This is a genomic window from Belnapia rosea, from assembly GCF_900101615.1.
Taxonomy (GTDB): Bacteria; Pseudomonadota; Alphaproteobacteria; order Acetobacterales; family Acetobacteraceae; genus Belnapia; species Belnapia rosea.
In genome coordinates, this window is the sequence record NZ_FMZX01000003.1 from 196,695 (window position 1) to 213,348 (window position 16,654).

A 16,654-nucleotide genomic window follows, 5' to 3' on the forward strand; every position below is an offset into this window, starting at 1 on the left:
CGTTAGTGTTCCCTGGCGTCCTGCCCGGCCGGTGGTTCGGCCGCGGCAATGAGCCAGGGCCGCCTCTCCGTGAATCCCTCTCCCATCCGCCGCCTCGTCGCCGTCCAGCCAGGCCTGCCGCGATGAGCCTCCTCCTCGCCCAGGGCTTCGGCTTCGCCGGCAGCCTCGCCTGCTGCCTCTGGTCCTTCGCCGGCACCCGCCGCACCATGCTGCTGGTGCAGATGCTGGGCTCGGTCTGCTTCCTGCTGCACTGGGCCCTGCTCGGGCGCGGCACCGCCGCGGCCATGACCGGGCTGCTGCTTGTCATGGCCGGGCTGTCCCTGTTCCTGGATGCACCGCCCGGTTCGGCGCGGATCCGCATCGTGCGGGGGATCTACCTGGCGGCGCTGCTGCCCATCACCCTGCTGGCGGTGGCGACCTGGGCGGGGCCGCAATCCTTCTTCGCCGCCATCGGCACCGCCATGGCCTGCCATGGCCGCTGGCAGACCAACCGCGACCGCCACCGCGCCATCCTGCTGGCCTCCTCGGTGCCATGGCTGGTGCACAGCGCCATCGTCGGCTCCATCCCCGGCGTCTGCACCGACCTCTTCGCCCTCGGCCGGGCCGGCTGGCTCGCCTGGCAGCAGCGCCGGGCCGGCGCCGGCGGCACGATGCCGGCCGCCCTCCTCGCCAAGGCCGGCTGATCAGGCGGGTGCGGCGCGGGCCCGGTCAGCTCCGCGCCGCATCCGGCCAGAACCGCGCCCCGGCCCGTGCCAGCCCGCCGCCGAGGCCGATCGCGGTGCCATCCGCCCGCCAGCACCCCGCACCCTCGAGCCGGCCATCGGCATGGAAGCGGATCGCCGCCATGCCGCCGCCGATATGCGGCAGCGGCGTGACCGCATGCCCCATCGCCGCCAGCGCCGCCCGCGTCGCCTCCGGGATGCCGGCCTCCACCTCCAGCGCCTGCCCCTGGGTCCAGATGCGCGGCGCCTCCACCGCCTCCTGCAGGCTCATCCCGTGGTCGATGAGCGCGATCAGCGCCTGCATCGCGCTACCGAAGATGCGCAGGCCCCCGGGCAGGCCGAGCGCCACCATCGGCTGGCCGTCGTGCAGCGCGATCAGCGGCGCCTGGCTGGTGGTGATCCGCTTGCCCGGCGCGATGGAGAGCGCATGCCCCGACCGCGGGTCGAACAGCGCCATGTAGTTGTTGGGAACCAGCCCCGTCCCCGGCACCAGGAAGCGGGCGCCGAACAGGCTGTTGATGGTGTGCGTCGCGCAGAGGATGTGCCCCTCGGCATCCGCCACCGTCAGGTGCGTGGTGTTCGGCGACTCGCCGGCGGCGACGCCCGCCTGCCAGTCCCGCGCCCGGCCGCGGTCGATCAGCGCGCGCCGCTCCACCGCGTAGGATTTCGACAGCAGCCGCGCCACCGGCACATCGACGAAAGCCGGGTCCGCCGTCGCCGCGGCACGGTCCGCGAAGGCGATCTTCAGCGCCTCGGCGATCAGGTGGCAGGTCTCCGGCGTGCCGAAGCCGAGTGCCCGGAGGTCGAACCCCTCCAGGATGTTCAGCATCTGCACCACATGCACCCCGCCGGAGGAGGGCGGCGGCGGCCCCACCACCTCGATGCCGCGATAGGTGCCGCGCACCGGCGCCCGCTCGACCAGCCGCGCGTCGTGGAAATCCGCCTCCGCCAGCACGCCGCCGAGCCGCGCCACATGCGCCGCGACCGCTGCGCCGATGGGCCCGCCATGCAGCGCGCCCGGCCCCTGTTCGGCGATCAGCCGCAGCGTCTCCGCCGCCTCCGCCTGCACCAGCCGCGCGCCGGGGGCGAGCGGCGTGCCATCCGGCAGCAGCAGCGCCGCGATCGCCGGGTCGAGAGCGAGGTCGGCGGCCACCTCGGCGATGCATTCCGACAGGTAGGGCGTGACGCGGAAGCCCCCCGCCGCCAGCCGGATCGCCGGCTGCATCACCTCGGCCAGCGGCAGCCGCCCATGCCGCCGCAGCGCCTCGCACCAGGCGAGCAGGTTGCCCGGCACGGCGACGGCCCGTGCGCCGAGCGCATTCTCCCGCCCCTCGGTCTCGAGCGCCGCCGGCCAGTCCTGCGAGACCGGCCGGTACATGTCCGCCCGCCCCGCCGCCGGCACGGTCGAGAGCCCGTCGAGCACGGTATGGGTGCCGTCGGGCAGCCGCAGATGCATCATCCCGCCGCCGAGCAGGCCGACCATCATCGGCTCCACCACCGTCAGCGCGAAGAGCGCGGCGACGCCCGCATCGATGGCGTTGCCGCCCGCCGCCAGCATCTCCGCCCCCGCCGCCGAGGCCAGCGGGTGGTTGGTGACGACCATGCCGCGCGCGCCGCTCGCCAGCTGCTTCTCCGTCGCCACGGCCTCAGCGCCCCTTGAAGACGGGCCGGCGCTTCTCGTTGAAGCTGCGGATGCCCTCCACGCGGTCCTCTGTGCCGACGAGCTGGTTATAGGCCTCGATCTCGAAGCGCAGCGCCGTGCGGATGTCCATCTGCAGGCCGAAATGGATCGACTTCTTCGCCTGCCGGACGGAGAGCGGCGCGTTGCCGGCGATGGCGGTCGCCGTCTCCATCACCGCCGGCCACAGCTCCTCCTTCGTGCAGACGCGGTTGAGGATGCCCCATTCGCGGGCCTGCTCGGCGGTGAAGGGCTTGCCGGCGAGGATGATCTCCTTCGCCCGGCGCTCGCCCACCACGCGCGGCAGGGTCTGGGTGCCGCCGGCGCCCGGCATGATGCCGATCGTCACCTCGGTCAGCGCGAAGCGGGCGGCATCGACGCCGTAGGCGAAGTCGCTGGCCAGCACCATCTCGAGCCCGCCGGCATAGGCATGCCCGCTGACGGCGGCGATGATCGGGATCGGGCAGTCGATCTGCGCCCAGAAGGCGCGCTCGAAGATCTCGTGCTGCCGGCGCCAGGCCTCATCGGTCATGCCGTTGCGCTCCTTCAGGTCGCCGCCGCCGCAGAAGGCGCGCTCGCCCGCCGCGGCGAAGACCACGCAGCGGATGTCGCCGGCGTCCTGGAACAGCCCCGACCAGACCGAGTAGAGGTCGAGCCCCATCTGGGTGTTCAGCGCATTGGAGACCTGCGGGCGGTTCAGCCGCACCACCAGCACATGCGGGGCGGGCGTCTCCAGGCTGAGCGTCTCGAGCGGATCAAGCTTCACGGGCGGGGTTCCTCCTCGCCCGGCAGGGTGGACGCCCCGGCGCCGCTTGTCAGCCCATCGAGCCGGGACAGGGCGGCCTCCACCATGCTAGATTACGCCCAATCCACAAGGGAGGCCTGACGATGCGCCGTCGCGATGTCCTTGGATTGGGCGCCGCCCTCGCCATGACGGCCGGGCAGGGCGCCCGCGCCGCCGCGCCGGTCCCGCCCGGCTACCGCCTCACCTGGTTCGATGCCGCCCCGCCCGGCGGCGGCCGCGCCGGCTCCCGCGACGTCACCCCGGCGGGCGACGGCACGATGTGGTTCTGCGGCCAGCGCGACGGCACGCTCAACCGGCTCGACCCGCGCGACGGCGCCATCCGCCGCGTCCGGCTCGGCGAGGGCGCCGCGCCGCATGGCGTCATCCGCGGCCCGGACGGCGCCGCCTGGGTCACCGAGGGCGGGCAGAACGCCATCGCCCGGGTCGACCCCGCCGACCACCGTGTGCAGCTCTGGCGCCTGCCCGAGCGCTTCGCCAACGCCAACCTCAATACCGGCGTCTTCGACCGCAACGGCCTCTACTGGTTCACCGGCCAGAACGGCGTCTATGGCCGCTTCGACCCGAAGCGGGAGGCGATGCAGGTCTGGGAGGCGCCGCGCGGCCCTGGCGCCTATGGCATCACCCGCACGCCGCAGGGCACCCTTTGGTACGTCTCCCTCGCCGGCAACCACCTGGCCCAGATCGAGGACCCGGAGACCGGCCGCGTCCGCATCGTCGAGCCGCCGACGCCGAACCAGGGCGCGCGGCGCGTCTGGTCGGACAGCACCGGCCGGCTCTGGATCAGCGAGTGGAACAGCGGCAACGTCTCGATGCATGACCCGCGCGACGGGTCCTGGAAGGCCTGGCGCCTGCCCGGCAACCGGCCGCGCGCCTATTCGGTCTGGGTGGACCCCTCGGACAAGGTCTGGCTGACCGATTTCCCGGCCAATGCCGTGGTGCGCTTCGACCCCACGGATGAGAGCTTCCTCTCTTTCCCCTCGGACCGGCCCGGCGCCAATATCCGCCAGATGGACGGGCTGCCCGGCGAGGCCTGGGGCGGCGAGAGCGGCACGGACCGCATCCTCCGCATCCAATACGGGTTGTGAGGCGCCTCGCCGTCCTGCTGCTGATGCTCGGCGCCCCGGCAGGAGCACAGGAGGGGGCGGCGGTGTTCCAGTCCCGCTGCGGCCATTGCCATGCGGCGGCGGCCGGCGCGCCCCCGGGGCCAGGGCCCAACCTCGCCGGCCTCGTCGGCCGCCGGGTCGGCGGCGATCCCGGCTTCGACTACTCCCCCGTCCTGCAGGCGGCGGGCGAGGCGGGTCAGCGCTGGGACGAGGCGATGCTGGCGCGCTTCCTGGCGGACCCCGAGGCCATGTTCCCCGGCCTCTGGATGGGCGCCAACGGCCTGCGAGCCGAAGCCGACCGCGCCGCGGTGGCGCGCTTCCTCGCCGGACGCTGACCACCGCCAGGATTGCAATTTCGATTTGTTCTCGATATGTTCCGCTTCCTCTTGCGGAGGTCGCCCCCATGCCTCTCCGTCGCCGCAGGCGCTGCATCCAGCCCGACCCCATCCCCGGCGGCATCTTCCCCGCCGACCTCGTGGCGCGGCATGACCTCTTCCGCAGGCTCTACCTCGACCCGCTGACCCGCCTCACCCCGCCCCGGCCCTGGGCACCCATGACCGATGCCGAATGGCGGGCCCTCGCCCCCATCCTCGCCGCCATGGGCTGCGGCATGGCCGACCGCGGCCGACCCATGGACTGCACGCCCCGCGCCCGCCTCGACGCCATCTTCCACTGGGCCACCACCAAGCACGGGGGCGGCCGCGCCCCCTGGCGCATCCTGCCGCACGACTTCGGCAAGCCCGACACCGTCTCCCGCTGCTGGCGCCGCTGGGCCCGCGCCGGCCTCTGGCCCCGCCTGCTGCTCGCCGTCGCCCTCCACCCGGAGCGCCTCGCCTCCCTCGCGCATCGCATCTGCTGCGCCTTCCGCCGCGCCATCCGCCTCTGCGGCGGCCTGCACGCCATCGTCCTCGCCCGCCGCCTCGGCCTGTTCTCCGCCCTGCCCGCGCCCTCCCAACTCCTCCCCGACCCGGATTTGTCCGAAATCTACCGCCCCATCTTCCGCCGCTTCGCCGAGAGCTTCCTCGCCCGCCCCTGGTACCCGCCCCGCATCGTCTGGCGAACCTTGCACTCGATGCACCGCATGGCCGGCGGCCGCGCCCGCATCCCACGCTGGATGGAGCCGGCATGAAACTGTTAATTGAAATGTTCCGGGTGGCGCGGCTATCTGTTGGTCCGGGCGATCGCCCGAGGCGCCAACGAGTCCAGCAGCCATGCGGTCCCGCCAATGACCTTCCCGCCCGAGACGCGGCTGGCCATGGGCTTCACGCTGGCCCTGGTTTTCGCCTGCCTGCTCGGCATCCTCTGGCGCCAGGACCGGCGCGGCCTCGCCCTCCGCGACTGGAGCCTGGCCTGCCTCCTCATCGCCCTCGGCGCGCCGCTGCGCATCCTGCCGGAGGCCTGGCCCGACTGGCTCCGCATCGCCGCCAGCAATGCCCTGCTGGTCCAGGCCTTCGCCTGCTTCTGGGCCGGCGCCCGCCATTTCCGCGAGCGGCCCCCGCACCCGGCTGGCCGCTTTGCCGGCCTCGCCACCTGGCTCGCCCTGCTGCCCTGGGTCATCGGCAGCACGTCCCAGCGGGTGAGCCTCGTCTCCGCTGCTGTCGGCCTCTATGCCCTGCTCACCGCCCGGGAATTCATCCAGGGGATGCGCGCCGGCCGGCTGCCCTCCTACCCGCTGCTGGCCGCGATCTTCGCCGCCTTCGGCGCGGTCTCCTTCGGCCGCTCCGTCCTCGCCTTCGCAATCGGGTTCGATCCCGTGCCGCACACGGCCCTGCCGGCCGCCCGCTGGAACGACTACCTGGCCGTCGCCATGCTCGCCTGCTTCGCCGGCATGGTGGTGATGCTGGTCGCCATCACCCGCGAGCAGGCGGAGCGCCTCTCCACCGCCCGCCTGACCGCCGCCCGCGACCGGGCCGATGCCGCCAGCCACAACAAGACCCGCTTCCTCGCCCGGATGAGCCACGAGCTGCGCACGCCGCTCAACGCGGTCTACGGCATGGCCCAGGTCCTCGCCCGGGACCAGAGCCTCGGCCCCGTGCAGCGCGAACAGGCCCGCCTCCTGGTCGAGGCCGGCAGCCATCTGCTGGCCATCGTGAATGACGCCCTCGACCTCGCCCGCGTCGAGGCCGGCCGCCTCGACCTGGCGCCGGAGCCCGTCGCCCTGCCGGAGGCCCTCCAAGCCACCCTGGCCCTGGTCGCGGCCGCGGCCGCGGCGAAGCGGCAGGACCTCCGCTTCGAGACCGAGACCCCGCTCCCCGCCATGGTCGTCGCGGACCCGCTGCGGCTGCGGCAGATCGCCATGAACCTGCTCGGCAACGCCACCAAATTCACCCCGCCCGGCGGCCGCATCACCCTCTCGGCGGGGTGGGAGGCGGGCGAGCTTCGCCTCATCGTCACCGATACCGGCCCCGGCCTCCCCGCCGGGGTGCTGGCCGACCTCTTCGGCGATTTCGTGCAGGGGCCAAGGCAGACCGACGGCGTCGAGGGCTCCGGCCTCGGCCTCGCCATCTGCGCCGCGCTGGCCCGGGCGATGGGCGGCACGCTCCGCCACGCCCCCGGCCCGGAGGGGGTGGGCGCCAGCTTCACCCTCGCCCTGCCCGCGCCCGAACTGCCGCGCGAGCCGGGCCGCCCGCTCCGCCTGCTCGTCGTCGATGACGTGCTGGTCAACCGCAAGGTCGCCCGCGCCCTGCTGGAGCCCGCCGGCCACAGCGTGGAGGAGGCCGCCGACGGCCAGTCCGCCCTTGCCGCCCTCCAGGCCGGCCCCTTGCCCGATGCCGTGCTGATGGATGTGCAGATGCAGCCGCTCGACGGCCTCGCCGCCACGCGGATGCTGCGCGCCCTCGGCGGCGAGGCCGCCCGCCTGCCGGTCATCGCCCTGACCGGCAGCGTCGACCCCGCCGAACAGGCCGCCTGCCGCGCCGCCGGGATGGACGGCCACCTCTCCAAGCCGATCGAGCGCGTCGCCCTGCTCGCCGAACTCGCCCGCGTCACCCTCGCGCAGGGGGCGGCGGCACGAAGCCTGCATGGGGAACCCGCCATCCTTCGGAGTTCCCCCTGATGCCCCGTCCCTTCCATCTCGGCTGGTTCCTCCAGGGCTCCTCGGTCCAGGCCTGGGGCGAGCCCTTCACCGGCGCCATCGGCCGCGATTGGATGCAGCCCGAGCTGTTCTGCGACATGGCCCGCCATCTGGAGCGCGCCTGCTTCGACTACATCCTCATCGAGGACAGCTCCTATGTCGGCGAGAGCTATGGTGGCTCGCGCGAGATCTACCTGAAGCACGGCCTCTCCGTGCCGCGGCAGGACCCGGCCATCACCGCGACGCTGATGGCGGCCGCCACCAGCCGCATCGGCATCGTCCCGACCTTCGCCACCTTCACCCACCCGCCCTATCTGCTGGCGCGGATGATCGCCTCGCTCGACCAGATCAGCGCCGGGCGCATCGGCTGGAACATGGTCACCGGCAGCTCGGATGTCGCCGCCCGCAATTACGGCCTCGACCGGTTGCCGGACCACGACCTCCGCTACGACATGGCCGATGAGTACATGAAGGTCGTCAACGGCCTCTGGGACAGCTGGGAGCCCGGCTCGATCCTCGCCGACACGGAATCGGGCGTGCTGATCGACCACACCAAGGTCCATGCGGTGGATTTCGAGGGCCGCTGGTTCCGCACCCATGGGCCGCTGAACAGCGGCCCCTGCCCGCAGGGCCGCCCGGTCATCGCCCAGGCGGGCGGCAGCCCGCGCGGGCGGCAATTCGCCAGCGGGAATGCCGACACCATCGTCGCCAGCATCAAGGGCGCGCCGGCGATGCGCGCCTACCGCGAGGATGTCCGCGCCCGCGCCGCCGCCCAGGGCCGCGACCCGGACCGGGTGAAGGTGCTCTACCTCGTCAACCCCGTCATCGCCGGCAGTCAGGCCGAGGCGGAGGCGAAGCTTGCTGAGCGGCAGGCACGGGCCGAGTCGCAGGTGCCCCAGCTGCTCGCCTTTTTCGGCAAGATCACCAATATCGACTTCGCCCGCTACGACCTCGACGCGCCGGTCGACACGCTCGACCTCCACACCAACGGCCATCAGCAGAGCCTGGACGACTTCAAGCGTGTCGCCGGCCGTCGGTCCCTGCGGCAGGCGATGCTCGACTACCGCGGCAGCTCGGGCTCGGTGGAGCTGGTCGGCACGCCGGACTCGGTTGCGGCGCAGATGGCCGAGGTGATGGAGGAGGTGGGCGGCGACGGCTTCCTCTTCTCCATGGGCGATGTGGGCCGCCGCACCGTCGCCGAGGTGGCGGATGGGCTGGTGCCCGCCCTGCAGCGGCGCGGCCTCGCCCGCCGGGCCTATGCGCATGCGCAGTTCCGCGACAATCTCCTCGAATTCTAGGGGGAGAGAAAACGCCATGCCGCCACGGATCGTCATGATGGACAGCGCCTTGAGCGCGGCCGAGATCGCCAGGGAGCTGGCACCCTCCGGCATGGAGCTGGTGGTCGCGCCCTTCGGCAGCGAGGCCTTCAAGGCGGCGATCCCGGAGGCGGAATACCTCGTTGGCTTCGGCAACCGCGCGATCGATGCCGGCTTCTACGCCACGGCGCCGCGGCTGAAGCTCTTCCAGCTGCTCTCGGCCGGCTATGACACGGTGGATATCGAGGCGGCGCGGGCGGCGGGCATCCCCGTCTGCAACAATGGTGGCGCCAACTCCACCGCCGTCGCCGAGCATGCGCTGCTGCTGATGCTCGCCACCTGCCGGCGCCTCGTCAGCCAGCACGAGAACGTCGTCGCCGGCCGCTGGCGCGGCAACGACCCGAGCCAGGTGAAGCTCTACGAGTTGCGCGACAAGACCCTCGGCATCGTGGGGCTCGGCGCCATCGGCAAGAAGGTGGCGCGGCTGGCCAATGCCTTCGGCATGACGGTCCACTACTACGACATCCGTCGCGTCTCCGAGGCGGAGGAGGATGCGCTCGAGGTCCGCTTCAAGCTGCTGGGTGAGATCCTGCGCAACAGCGACATCGTCTCGCTGCACGTGCCGCTGACGCCGGCCAGCCGGCACATGATCGGCGCGGCGGAGCTCGCGCGGATGAAGCCGACCGCCTACCTCATCAACACCTGCCGCGGCCCGGTGGTGGACGAGGTGGCGCTGACCGCGGCGCTGGAGGCCGGGACCATCGCCGGCGCCGGCCTCGATGTCTTCGACCAGGAGCCGCCGGCGGCGGACAACCCGCTCTTCCGGCTGAAGAACGTGACCCTCACGCCCCATTTCGCGGGCCCGACCTGGGACAACCAGCAGGCCCGCTTCCGCAACGCCTTCGACAACTGCCAGCGCGTGGCGCGCGGGGAGCGGCCCCTCTGGGTCATCCCCGAACTCGCCTGAGCGGCGGCGCCGGCCGCATGGCCGGCGCCCCGTGCTCAGCCCTCGTAGGCGACAGTCCGCTGGGTCTGCTCGCCGAGGCCCTCGATGCCGAGCTTCATCGTCTGGCCTGCCTTCAGGAAGACCGGCGAAGGCTTCTGGCCGAGGCCGACGCCCGGCGGCGTACCGGTGAAGATCACGTCGCCCGGGTGCAGGGTGATCATGCCCGAGACATAGGAGACGATGGTCTTCACGCCGAAGATCATGGTGCGCGTGCTGCCGTCCTGCATGCGCTTGCCGTCGACATCGAGGAACATCGAGAGGTTCTGCGGGTCCGGCACCTCATCCTTGGTGACGAGCCAGGGGCCGACCGGGCCGAAGGTATCGCAGCCCTTGCCCTTGTCCCAGGCGCCGCCGCGCTCGATCTGCCACTCGCGCTCGGAGACGTCGTTGCCCACGGCGTAGCCGGCGACATGGTCGAGCGCCTGCTCCTCGGTCACGCATTTGGCGCGGGAGCCGATGATGATGCAGAGCTCGACCTCCCAGTCGGACTTCACGCTGCCCTTCGGGATGATCACATCGTCATTCGGGCCGCTGAGGGCACCGAGGGACTTGAGGAAGACGATCGGCTCCTTCGGCACCGGCGCGCCGGTCTCGGCGGCATGGTCGGCATAGTTGAGGCCGATGCAGATGAGGTTCTTCATCCCCGTCACCGGCGGGCCGAGGCGCGGGTTGCCGGGCACTGCGGGCAGCGTCGCGGGGTCGATGCCGGCGAGCTTCGACAAGCCGTCGGCGGAGAGCGCCTCGCCGGCGAGGTCGGGGACGATGCCCGAGAGGTCGCGGATGGTGCCCGAGGCGTCGAGCATGCCCGGTTTCTCCTGGCCCGGCGGGCCGTAGCGCAGCAGCTTCATGGATGCGTCTCCTGGATCGAATGGCGCGCCGGCACGAAGGGTTGCCGGGACCCCATCGCAGCGCGCTGCGATGGGACCCGGAGTGGCGGCTTCGTGCCGGCGCGAAAACTACAAGGTCCAGCCGCCATCGATGACGATGGCCTGGCCGGTGACGAAGGTGCTTTCCGGGGCGGAGAGGTAGACGACGAGAGCGGCCATCTCCTCCGCCGTCGCCAGCCGGCCCATGGCCTGGCGGGAGACGAAGGCGGCGCGCGCCGCCTCCTCGCTGCCGGCGGCGGCCGCATTGGCCGAGATGCGCTCGCCGAGGCTCGGCGTGTCGACCGTGCCGGGGCAGAGGCAGTTGCAGCGGAGGCCGCGCGTCACATACTCGGTGGCGACGGACTTCGTCAGCCCGATCACCGCGGCCTTGGTGGTGCCGTAGAGGAAGCGGTTCGGCGCGCCCTTCACCGAGGAGCAGGCGGAGGACATGTTGACGATCGCGCCGCCGCCCCGGCCGAGCATCCCCGGCAGGGCGGCGCGGATCGTCTGCCACATGGAGCGGACGTTCAGCGCGAAGCCGAAATTCCACTCATCGTCGGTGCAGGTCTCGATGGTGTTCTGGTGGACGAAGCCGGCGCAGTTGAACAGCACGTCGAGCGGGCCGGCCGCCTGGATGGCGGCGGCGACGGCGGCATCGTCCAGCACGTCGAGCGCGCGGGTCTCAATGCCCGAGGCCTCGAGGCCGGCGAGCTTGTCGGCGCTGAGGTCGGTGGCGAGGACGCTGGCGCCCTCGGCGGCATAGGCGAGGGCGGTGGCCCGGCCGATGCCCTGGCCCGCCGCCGTCACGAAGCATCGCTTTCCTGCCAGCCTGCCTGCCATGCCATCCGCCCCTTATCCTTGGGGCGCCATGATCACGGCCAGGCGGCCGGCGTCAACCCAGGGTCAGCGGGCGGGGTTGGAGGCGAGGGCGAGGCGCCGGGAGGGCGGCGCCGCACGGGGCACGGAGACCGGGACATCCGGCGCCGCATTCGGCACCTGGGACGGCGGGGTGGCCACGGGGCGGCTGAACGAGATGCGGGCATTCTGCGCCAGCGTCCGGGCCGCTGCATCGTCGGTAGCGGCCTGCTGCGCCAGGGCCGGCGCAGCGAGGCCAAGCAGCAGGGCTGCAAGAGGCAGGATCGGGTTGCGCATGGAAGTCTCTCCTCGGTGGCCGGATCGGGTCCGGCCGTTGCGGGGAGAGATAGGCCTGCTGCGGCGCAACGCAAATGGCAAAATCCGCATAGGCCCCATCCATGCGATGGATGGGTAGGGTCCCGATCAGTGGTTGTGCCGGCTCTCCCCACGTGTGTTGAGCACATCGAGGTAGAGCGTCGCCGGCTCCAGGCAGCCGCCGGTGCCGAGCTGGCCGACCATGCTGCGCTGGATCTCCTCCCAGGGGGTCTTGTTGACCAGCTTGGGCGGCTGCCAGGCGGCGCGGCGGGCGGCAAGCTCATCCTCGGGGATCAGCAGGTCGACCTTGCGCGTGTTGAGGTCGATGCGGATCGGGTCGCCCGACTTCATCAGGGCGAGGCCGCCGCCGACCGCCGCCTCGGGCGAGACGTTGAGGATGGAGGGGCTCGCCGAGGTGCCGCTCTGCCGGCCGTCGCCCATGGTGGGGAGGCTGTCGATGCCGGCCTTCAGCAGTGCTGCGGGTGGCTGCATGTTCACCACCTCGGCGCTGCCGGGATAGCCGACCGGGCCGCAGTTGCGGATGACCAGCACCGTGTGCTCGTCGATGCCGAGCGAGGGGTCCTCGATCCGGTCGTGGTAGTCCTCCGGCCCCTCGAAGACGACGACCTTGCCGGTGAAGACGTCGGGCGGGTTCGACAGGAAGCGGTTGCGGAAGGCCTTGTCGATCACGCTGATCTTCATGACCGCGCTGTCGAAGATGTTGCCCGACAGGATGGCGAAGCCGGCCCGCTCCTTCAGCGGCAGGCTGTAGGGACGGATCACCTCGCGGTCCGGCTCCTCCAGCGTCTCGACATTGGAGGCGAGGCTGCGGCCGGTGACGGTCATCACGCCGCCATGCAGCTTGCCGGCGTTCAGCAGCTCCTTCATCACGGCCGGCACGCCGCCGGCGCGGTGGAAGGCCTCGCCGAGGAAGCGCCCGGCCGGCTGGCAATCGACCAGCAGCGGGATGTCATGGCCGATGCGGTCCCAGTCCTCGATCTTCAGCTCGACGCCCATATGGCGGGCGATGGCGATGATGTGGGGCGGGCAGTTGGTGGAGGCGCCGAGGGCGGAGGCGGCGACGATCGAATTCTCGAAGGCCTCGCGCGTCATGATGTCGGAGGGGCGCAGGTTCTCGTGCACCATCTCGACGATGCGCTTGCCGGTCGCGTGGGCGATCTGCCCGCGCTCCCGGTAGGGGCCGGGGATGGCGGCGCAGCCGGGCAGCGACATCCCGAGCGCCTCGGCCAGCGAGTTCATCGAGAGCGCCGTGCCCATGGTGTTGCAATGGCCGACGCTGGTGGAGCTGCTGGCGACCAGCTCCATGAAGCCGTCATAGTTGATCTTGCCCTCGGCCAGCATCCTGCGGGCTTCCCACACAATGGTGCCGCTGCCGGTCAGCCGCCCCTTCCAGTGGCCGTCGAGCATCGGCCCGCCGGACAGGACGATGGCGGGGATGTTGACCGTCGCCGCGCCCATCAGCACGGCCGGCGTCGTCTTGTCGCAGCCTGCGGTCAGCACCACGCCGTCGATCGGGTAGCCGTGCAGGATCTCGACCAGCGAGAGATAGGCCAGGTTGCGGTCGAGCGCCGCGGTCGGGCGCTTGCCGGTCTCCTGGATCGGGTGGATCGGGAATTCGAGCGGGATGCCGCCGGCGTCGCGGATGCCGGCCTTCACCCGCTCGGCCAGCGCCAGGTGGTGGCGATTGCAGGGGGCGATGTCGCTGCCGGTCTGGGCGATGCCGATGATCGGCTTGCCGGATTGCAGCTCGCCGCGGGTCATGCCGAAATTGAGGAAGCGCTCGACATAGAGCGCGGTCATGCCCGGATCCTCCGGGTCATCGAACCAGCGCTGGCTGCGCAGCTTGAAGGACTTCTTGGTCTGGTCGGAACTGGCCATGGCGATTACTCCCGCTGCCGTGAACGTCGTGCCCCGGACCTTCCCTGTCAACGATGCGTGCCGTTACGGAAAGACGAGGTCGCCCTGGCTGCAGGTATTCACCCGGCGGCGCTCCTTCGCCTCGCCGCCCTCGACGATGATGCGGATGTCGTTCACGCATTGCCCGGGCGGCAGGGCGACCAGGTGGCTGGCACCACTGCCGAGGGTCTTGCTGCCGAGCCGGTCCTCGCCCCAGGCATTGACCCCGGCGGAGGCGACATAGATCTCCTGTATGGCGCGGGCGCCCCGGTTGGTGATGCGGAACGAGGCGTCGGGCGCCTGCTGGGCCGCCGCCGGCAGGATAAGCAGGGGAAGGAACAGGGCGGCGGGTGCCAGGCAGCGCATGGAGCTAGCTCCCTCAGGCAATCGCTTCCTCGAGGAAGACCTGGACGGCCTGGAACAGCGCGCCCCGGTTCCGCTCCATGATGATGGTATGCGTGCCCTCGGCAAGCTGGACGAGGCGTTTGCCGGGGCTCGCGGTCAGCAGCGGGAAGAGGGTGTTCGCCAGGGCAGGCGGCGTGTCCCGGTCCCATTCGGCGACGACGAGAAGGGTCGGCACGGTGATCTTCGAAGGATCGTAGAAGGGATTGCCGGCCTGCCAGAACTCGCGGATGTCCAGCAGCACGCCGTTCGGGGCGCGGAGCGCGGGTGGGTTGCGGCGCAGGCCATCGGGGTCGGATGCCCAGGTGACGCCGGCCCAGTGCTCGAACCAGCCGGGCGGGATGAGGGCCGCGCGCTTGGCCTCCGGCACGCCGGCGATCCAACGCTCGCGCGCCTGCGCCTGGGTGATGGCGCGGTAGGCGCCGAGCTCGCCCGAAGTGCCGGCCGCGGCCGGGCTCGGCCCCTCGCGCAGCCATTGCGGGGCGTAGAGCACCAGGCGCTCGACCAGGCCCGGATTGTCGGCGGTGAAGCGGGCCATCAGGCTGGTGCCCCAGGACCAGCCCATATGGACGATCTTGGGCAGTCCCCGGCGCTGGCGGATGAAGGCGGCCGCGGCGGCGATGTCGGCGACGGCGGTCTCGCCACGAACGAGCGGCGGGTTGGCCTCCGGCGGCTGGCCCATCTCCGGCGGGCGGCTGCTGCGGCCATAGCCGCGGAGGTCGAGGCACCAGACATCGAAGCCACGGCCGGCGATGTAGTCCATCCAGGAGAGGCCGCCGAGCGGCAGGTCGAAGGCCGTGCTGGCCGGGTAGGTGGCGCCATGGACGAAGAGCAGGGTCCGGTCGGGTCGCGGCTGCACGCCCTCCTGCCGCTTGTTGCGGAGGAACAGCTCGATCCCCGCATCCTTGGAGGGGACCATGAACTCCTCGGTCTGCACCGGGGCCCCTTGGGCATCGGCCGTGGCGGGCAGCAGGGTCGCGGCGGCCAGGGCGGCAGGGGGGGCGGCGAGCAGCGCGCGGCGGTGCATGGGTCTTCCTCACGACGTGTGGCTTTGCCGCCAGCCTAGCCGCACAGGGCCGCATTCCACCATCCCCGCATCGGAAGGTCACATGCCAAGCCGGCCCCGCTGGGCTACACCCGGCGCCATGCAAGGGACGGAAATGCGAGGCCTCGGCCGCTGGGCGGAGGTGCGGGCGACGCTGGCGCTCGCCTGGCCGCTGGCGCTCACCAATCTCAGCCAGCATGCGATGGCAGCAACCCATGCGGTGATCCTCGGCTGGTACTCGACCGAGGCGCTGGCCGCCGGCACGCTGGGGGCCAATCTCTACTGGCTGATGATGGCGCCTGGCCTCGGCACCGCCTTCGCCGCGGCGCCAGTCATGGCGCAGGCGCGCGGCCGGGGGCAGCGCCGGGGCGGGGCCGCGCGCGGCTGGGTGCGCGAGATGCGGCGCGGGGCGCGCAGCGCGCTGGTGGCCACGCTGCTGCTGCTGGCGCCCTCCCTGGCCCTGCTCTGGCAGGGCGAGTGGCTGCTGAGGCTGCTCGGGCAGGAGCCTGCGCTGGCGGCCGGGGCCGGGACCTATCTGCGGGCGATGATGTGGGGGCTGATCCCATTCTCCGGCTTCATCGTGCTGCGCGGCTTCCTCGCGGCCATGGACCGGCCGGGCCCGGCCCTCTGGGTGACGGGCGCGGCGGTGGCGATCAATGCGCCGCTCGCCTGGCTACTGGTCTTCGGGGCCTTCGGCCTGGAAGGGTTCGGCGTCGTCGGGGCGGGGCTGGCCAGTGCCCTGGCGGACCTGCTGATGCTGCTGGCGCTGCTCGTCCTGATCGCGCGCGACCGGCGGCTGCGGCGCTTCCGCCTGCTCGGCCGCTTCTGGCGGGTGGACCTGCCACGGCTGCGGGAGACCTTCCGCATCGGCCTGCCGATCAGCGGCCAGATGCTGCTCGAGATCGGCGTGTTCAGCGCGACGGCGATCGCGATGGGCCTGTTCGGCGCGGTCGCGGTGGCGGCCCATGCCATCGCGCTGCAGGTCTCGGCGCTGTCCTTCATGGTGCCAATGGGAATCGGCCAGGCGGCGACAGCCCGCGTCGGCGTGCTGGCCGGCCGGGGTGATGCGACTGGGGCCGGGCAGGCGGGCTGGGTGGCAATCGGGCTCGGGGCCGGCTTCATGCTGGCGATGGCGCTGCTGCTGGTGCTGGGTGCGCGGCCGATCGCCTGGGCCTTCCTCGATGTGGCGGATACCGAGGCGGCGGCGGTGGCGGCACTGGCGGCCTGGCTGCTGACCATCGCCGGGCTGTTCCAGCTGGCCGATGGGGTGCAGGTGGTGGCCTCCGGCGCGCTGCGCGGGCTGAAGGACACCCAGGTGCCGATGCTGCTGGCTGCGCTCGGCTACTGGGGGATCGGCATGCCGGTCGGGGTGGCGCTGGCAGTCTGGGGCGGGGTTGGACCGGCCGGCCTCTGGCTCGGTCTGGCCGCCGGGGTGCTGCTCGTCGCCGGGATGCTGCTGCTGCGCTGGCGGCGCCTTGCCGAGGTGCCGCAGGAGCTTCCATCCGCGGCGGGGGCATGAACGGGCGTCCCTTCAGGAGGCCGGTCCATGCG

At 72.1% G+C, this 16,654-nt stretch carries 16 protein-coding genes; 8 read left to right on the forward strand and 8 right to left on the reverse strand.

The annotated features are described in order from the left end of the window. Positions 1 to 122: 122 nt before the first annotated feature. Entirely contained in the window at positions 123 to 683 is a 561-nt protein-coding gene (locus BLR02_RS09765) for a YgjV family protein (RefSeq protein WP_090662687.1), read from the forward strand. A gap of 25 nt (positions 684 to 708) precedes the next feature. Here the strand turns inward: BLR02_RS09765 and ggt are convergent, their stop codons facing one another. Together ggt and BLR02_RS09775 are read right to left on the reverse strand one after the other, a co-directional pair. Further along, positions 709 to 2,364 (reverse strand): gamma-glutamyltransferase, encoded by a 1,656-nt coding sequence (gene ggt / locus BLR02_RS09770; RefSeq protein ID WP_342670570.1) that lies wholly within the window; start codon positions 2,362 to 2,364, stop codon positions 709 to 711. Between the two features lie 4 nt (positions 2,365 to 2,368). After that, on the reverse strand, positions 2,369 to 3,166 hold the full coding sequence (locus tag BLR02_RS09775; protein WP_090564239.1) for an enoyl-CoA hydratase-related protein: 798 nt from the start codon (positions 3,164 to 3,166) through the stop codon (positions 2,369 to 2,371). 122 nt (positions 3,167 to 3,288) lie between these two features. Here BLR02_RS09775 and BLR02_RS09780 point away from each other — a divergent pair, with 122 nt between their 5' ends. From BLR02_RS09780 to BLR02_RS09805, 6 genes are all read left to right on the forward strand, one after another. Then, a complete protein-coding gene (locus BLR02_RS09780; RefSeq protein ID WP_090564237.1) occupies positions 3,289 to 4,290 on the forward strand; it encodes a Vgb family protein in 1,002 nt (333 codons plus the stop codon). Continuing rightward, complete coding sequence (locus BLR02_RS09785; RefSeq protein ID WP_090662691.1) at positions 4,287 to 4,643, forward strand: c-type cytochrome; 357 nt, start codon at positions 4,287 to 4,289, stop codon at positions 4,641 to 4,643. Before BLR02_RS09780 ends, BLR02_RS09785 begins: the two co-directional genes overlap by 4 nt. Before the next feature lie 68 nt (positions 4,644 to 4,711). Beyond that, the gene (locus BLR02_RS09790) at positions 4,712 to 5,437 is read left to right on the forward strand and encodes a transposase (RefSeq protein WP_245704716.1); all 726 of its coding nucleotides are present in this window, start codon (positions 4,712 to 4,714) and stop codon (positions 5,435 to 5,437) included. Positions 5,438 to 5,533: 96 nt separating this feature from the next. Further along, positions 5,534 to 7,363, forward strand: a complete 1,830-nt coding sequence (locus BLR02_RS09795; protein ID WP_143018082.1) for an ATP-binding protein — start codon at positions 5,534 to 5,536, stop codon at positions 7,361 to 7,363. Then, on the forward strand, positions 7,363 to 8,679 hold the full coding sequence (locus BLR02_RS09800; RefSeq protein WP_090662695.1) for an NtaA/DmoA family FMN-dependent monooxygenase: 1,317 nt from the start codon (positions 7,363 to 7,365) through the stop codon (positions 8,677 to 8,679). Before BLR02_RS09795 ends, BLR02_RS09800 begins: the two co-directional genes overlap by 1 nt. A 16-nt stretch (positions 8,680 to 8,695) precedes the next feature. After that, positions 8,696 to 9,664, forward strand: coding sequence for a 2-hydroxyacid dehydrogenase (locus BLR02_RS09805; protein ID WP_218127901.1), 969 nt, complete (start codon positions 8,696 to 8,698; stop codon positions 9,662 to 9,664). 35 nt (positions 9,665 to 9,699) lie between these two features. On the opposite strand, the gene BLR02_RS09810 is transcribed toward BLR02_RS09805, so the two are convergent. From BLR02_RS09810 to BLR02_RS09835, 6 genes are all read right to left on the reverse strand, one after another. Continuing rightward, positions 9,700 to 10,551, reverse strand: coding sequence for a fumarylacetoacetate hydrolase family protein (locus BLR02_RS09810; RefSeq protein WP_090662697.1), 852 nt, complete (start codon positions 10,549 to 10,551; stop codon positions 9,700 to 9,702). 108 nt (positions 10,552 to 10,659) lie between these two features. Further along, positions 10,660 to 11,409, reverse strand: a complete 750-nt coding sequence (locus BLR02_RS09815; protein WP_090662700.1) for an SDR family oxidoreductase — start codon at positions 11,407 to 11,409, stop codon at positions 10,660 to 10,662. A 63-nt stretch (positions 11,410 to 11,472) separates the two neighbouring features. Continuing rightward, positions 11,473 to 11,721 carry a hypothetical protein gene (locus BLR02_RS09820; RefSeq protein WP_090564226.1) on the reverse strand — a complete coding sequence of 83 codons (249 nt, stop codon included), beginning with the start codon at positions 11,719 to 11,721 and terminating at the stop codon, positions 11,473 to 11,475. A 126-nt stretch (positions 11,722 to 11,847) separates the two neighbouring features. After that, positions 11,848 to 13,638, reverse strand: coding sequence for an IlvD/Edd family dehydratase (locus BLR02_RS09825; RefSeq protein ID WP_090662701.1), 1,791 nt, complete (start codon positions 13,636 to 13,638; stop codon positions 11,848 to 11,850). Positions 13,639 to 13,701: 63 nt separating this feature from the next. Beyond that, on the reverse strand, positions 13,702 to 14,022 hold the full coding sequence (locus BLR02_RS09830) for a hypothetical protein (protein WP_090564222.1): 321 nt from the start codon (positions 14,020 to 14,022) through the stop codon (positions 13,702 to 13,704). Positions 14,023 to 14,035: 13 nt separating this feature from the next. Beyond that, on the reverse strand, positions 14,036 to 15,085 hold the full coding sequence (locus BLR02_RS09835; RefSeq protein ID WP_090662703.1) for an alpha/beta hydrolase: 1,050 nt from the start codon (positions 15,083 to 15,085) through the stop codon (positions 14,036 to 14,038). A 118-nt stretch (positions 15,086 to 15,203) separates the two neighbouring features. Here BLR02_RS09835 and BLR02_RS09840 point away from each other — a divergent pair, with 118 nt between their 5' ends. Beyond that, positions 15,204 to 16,622, forward strand: a complete 1,419-nt coding sequence (locus tag BLR02_RS09840; RefSeq protein ID WP_245704717.1) for an MATE family efflux transporter — start codon at positions 15,204 to 15,206, stop codon at positions 16,620 to 16,622. Positions 16,623 to 16,654 lie beyond the last annotated feature (32 nt).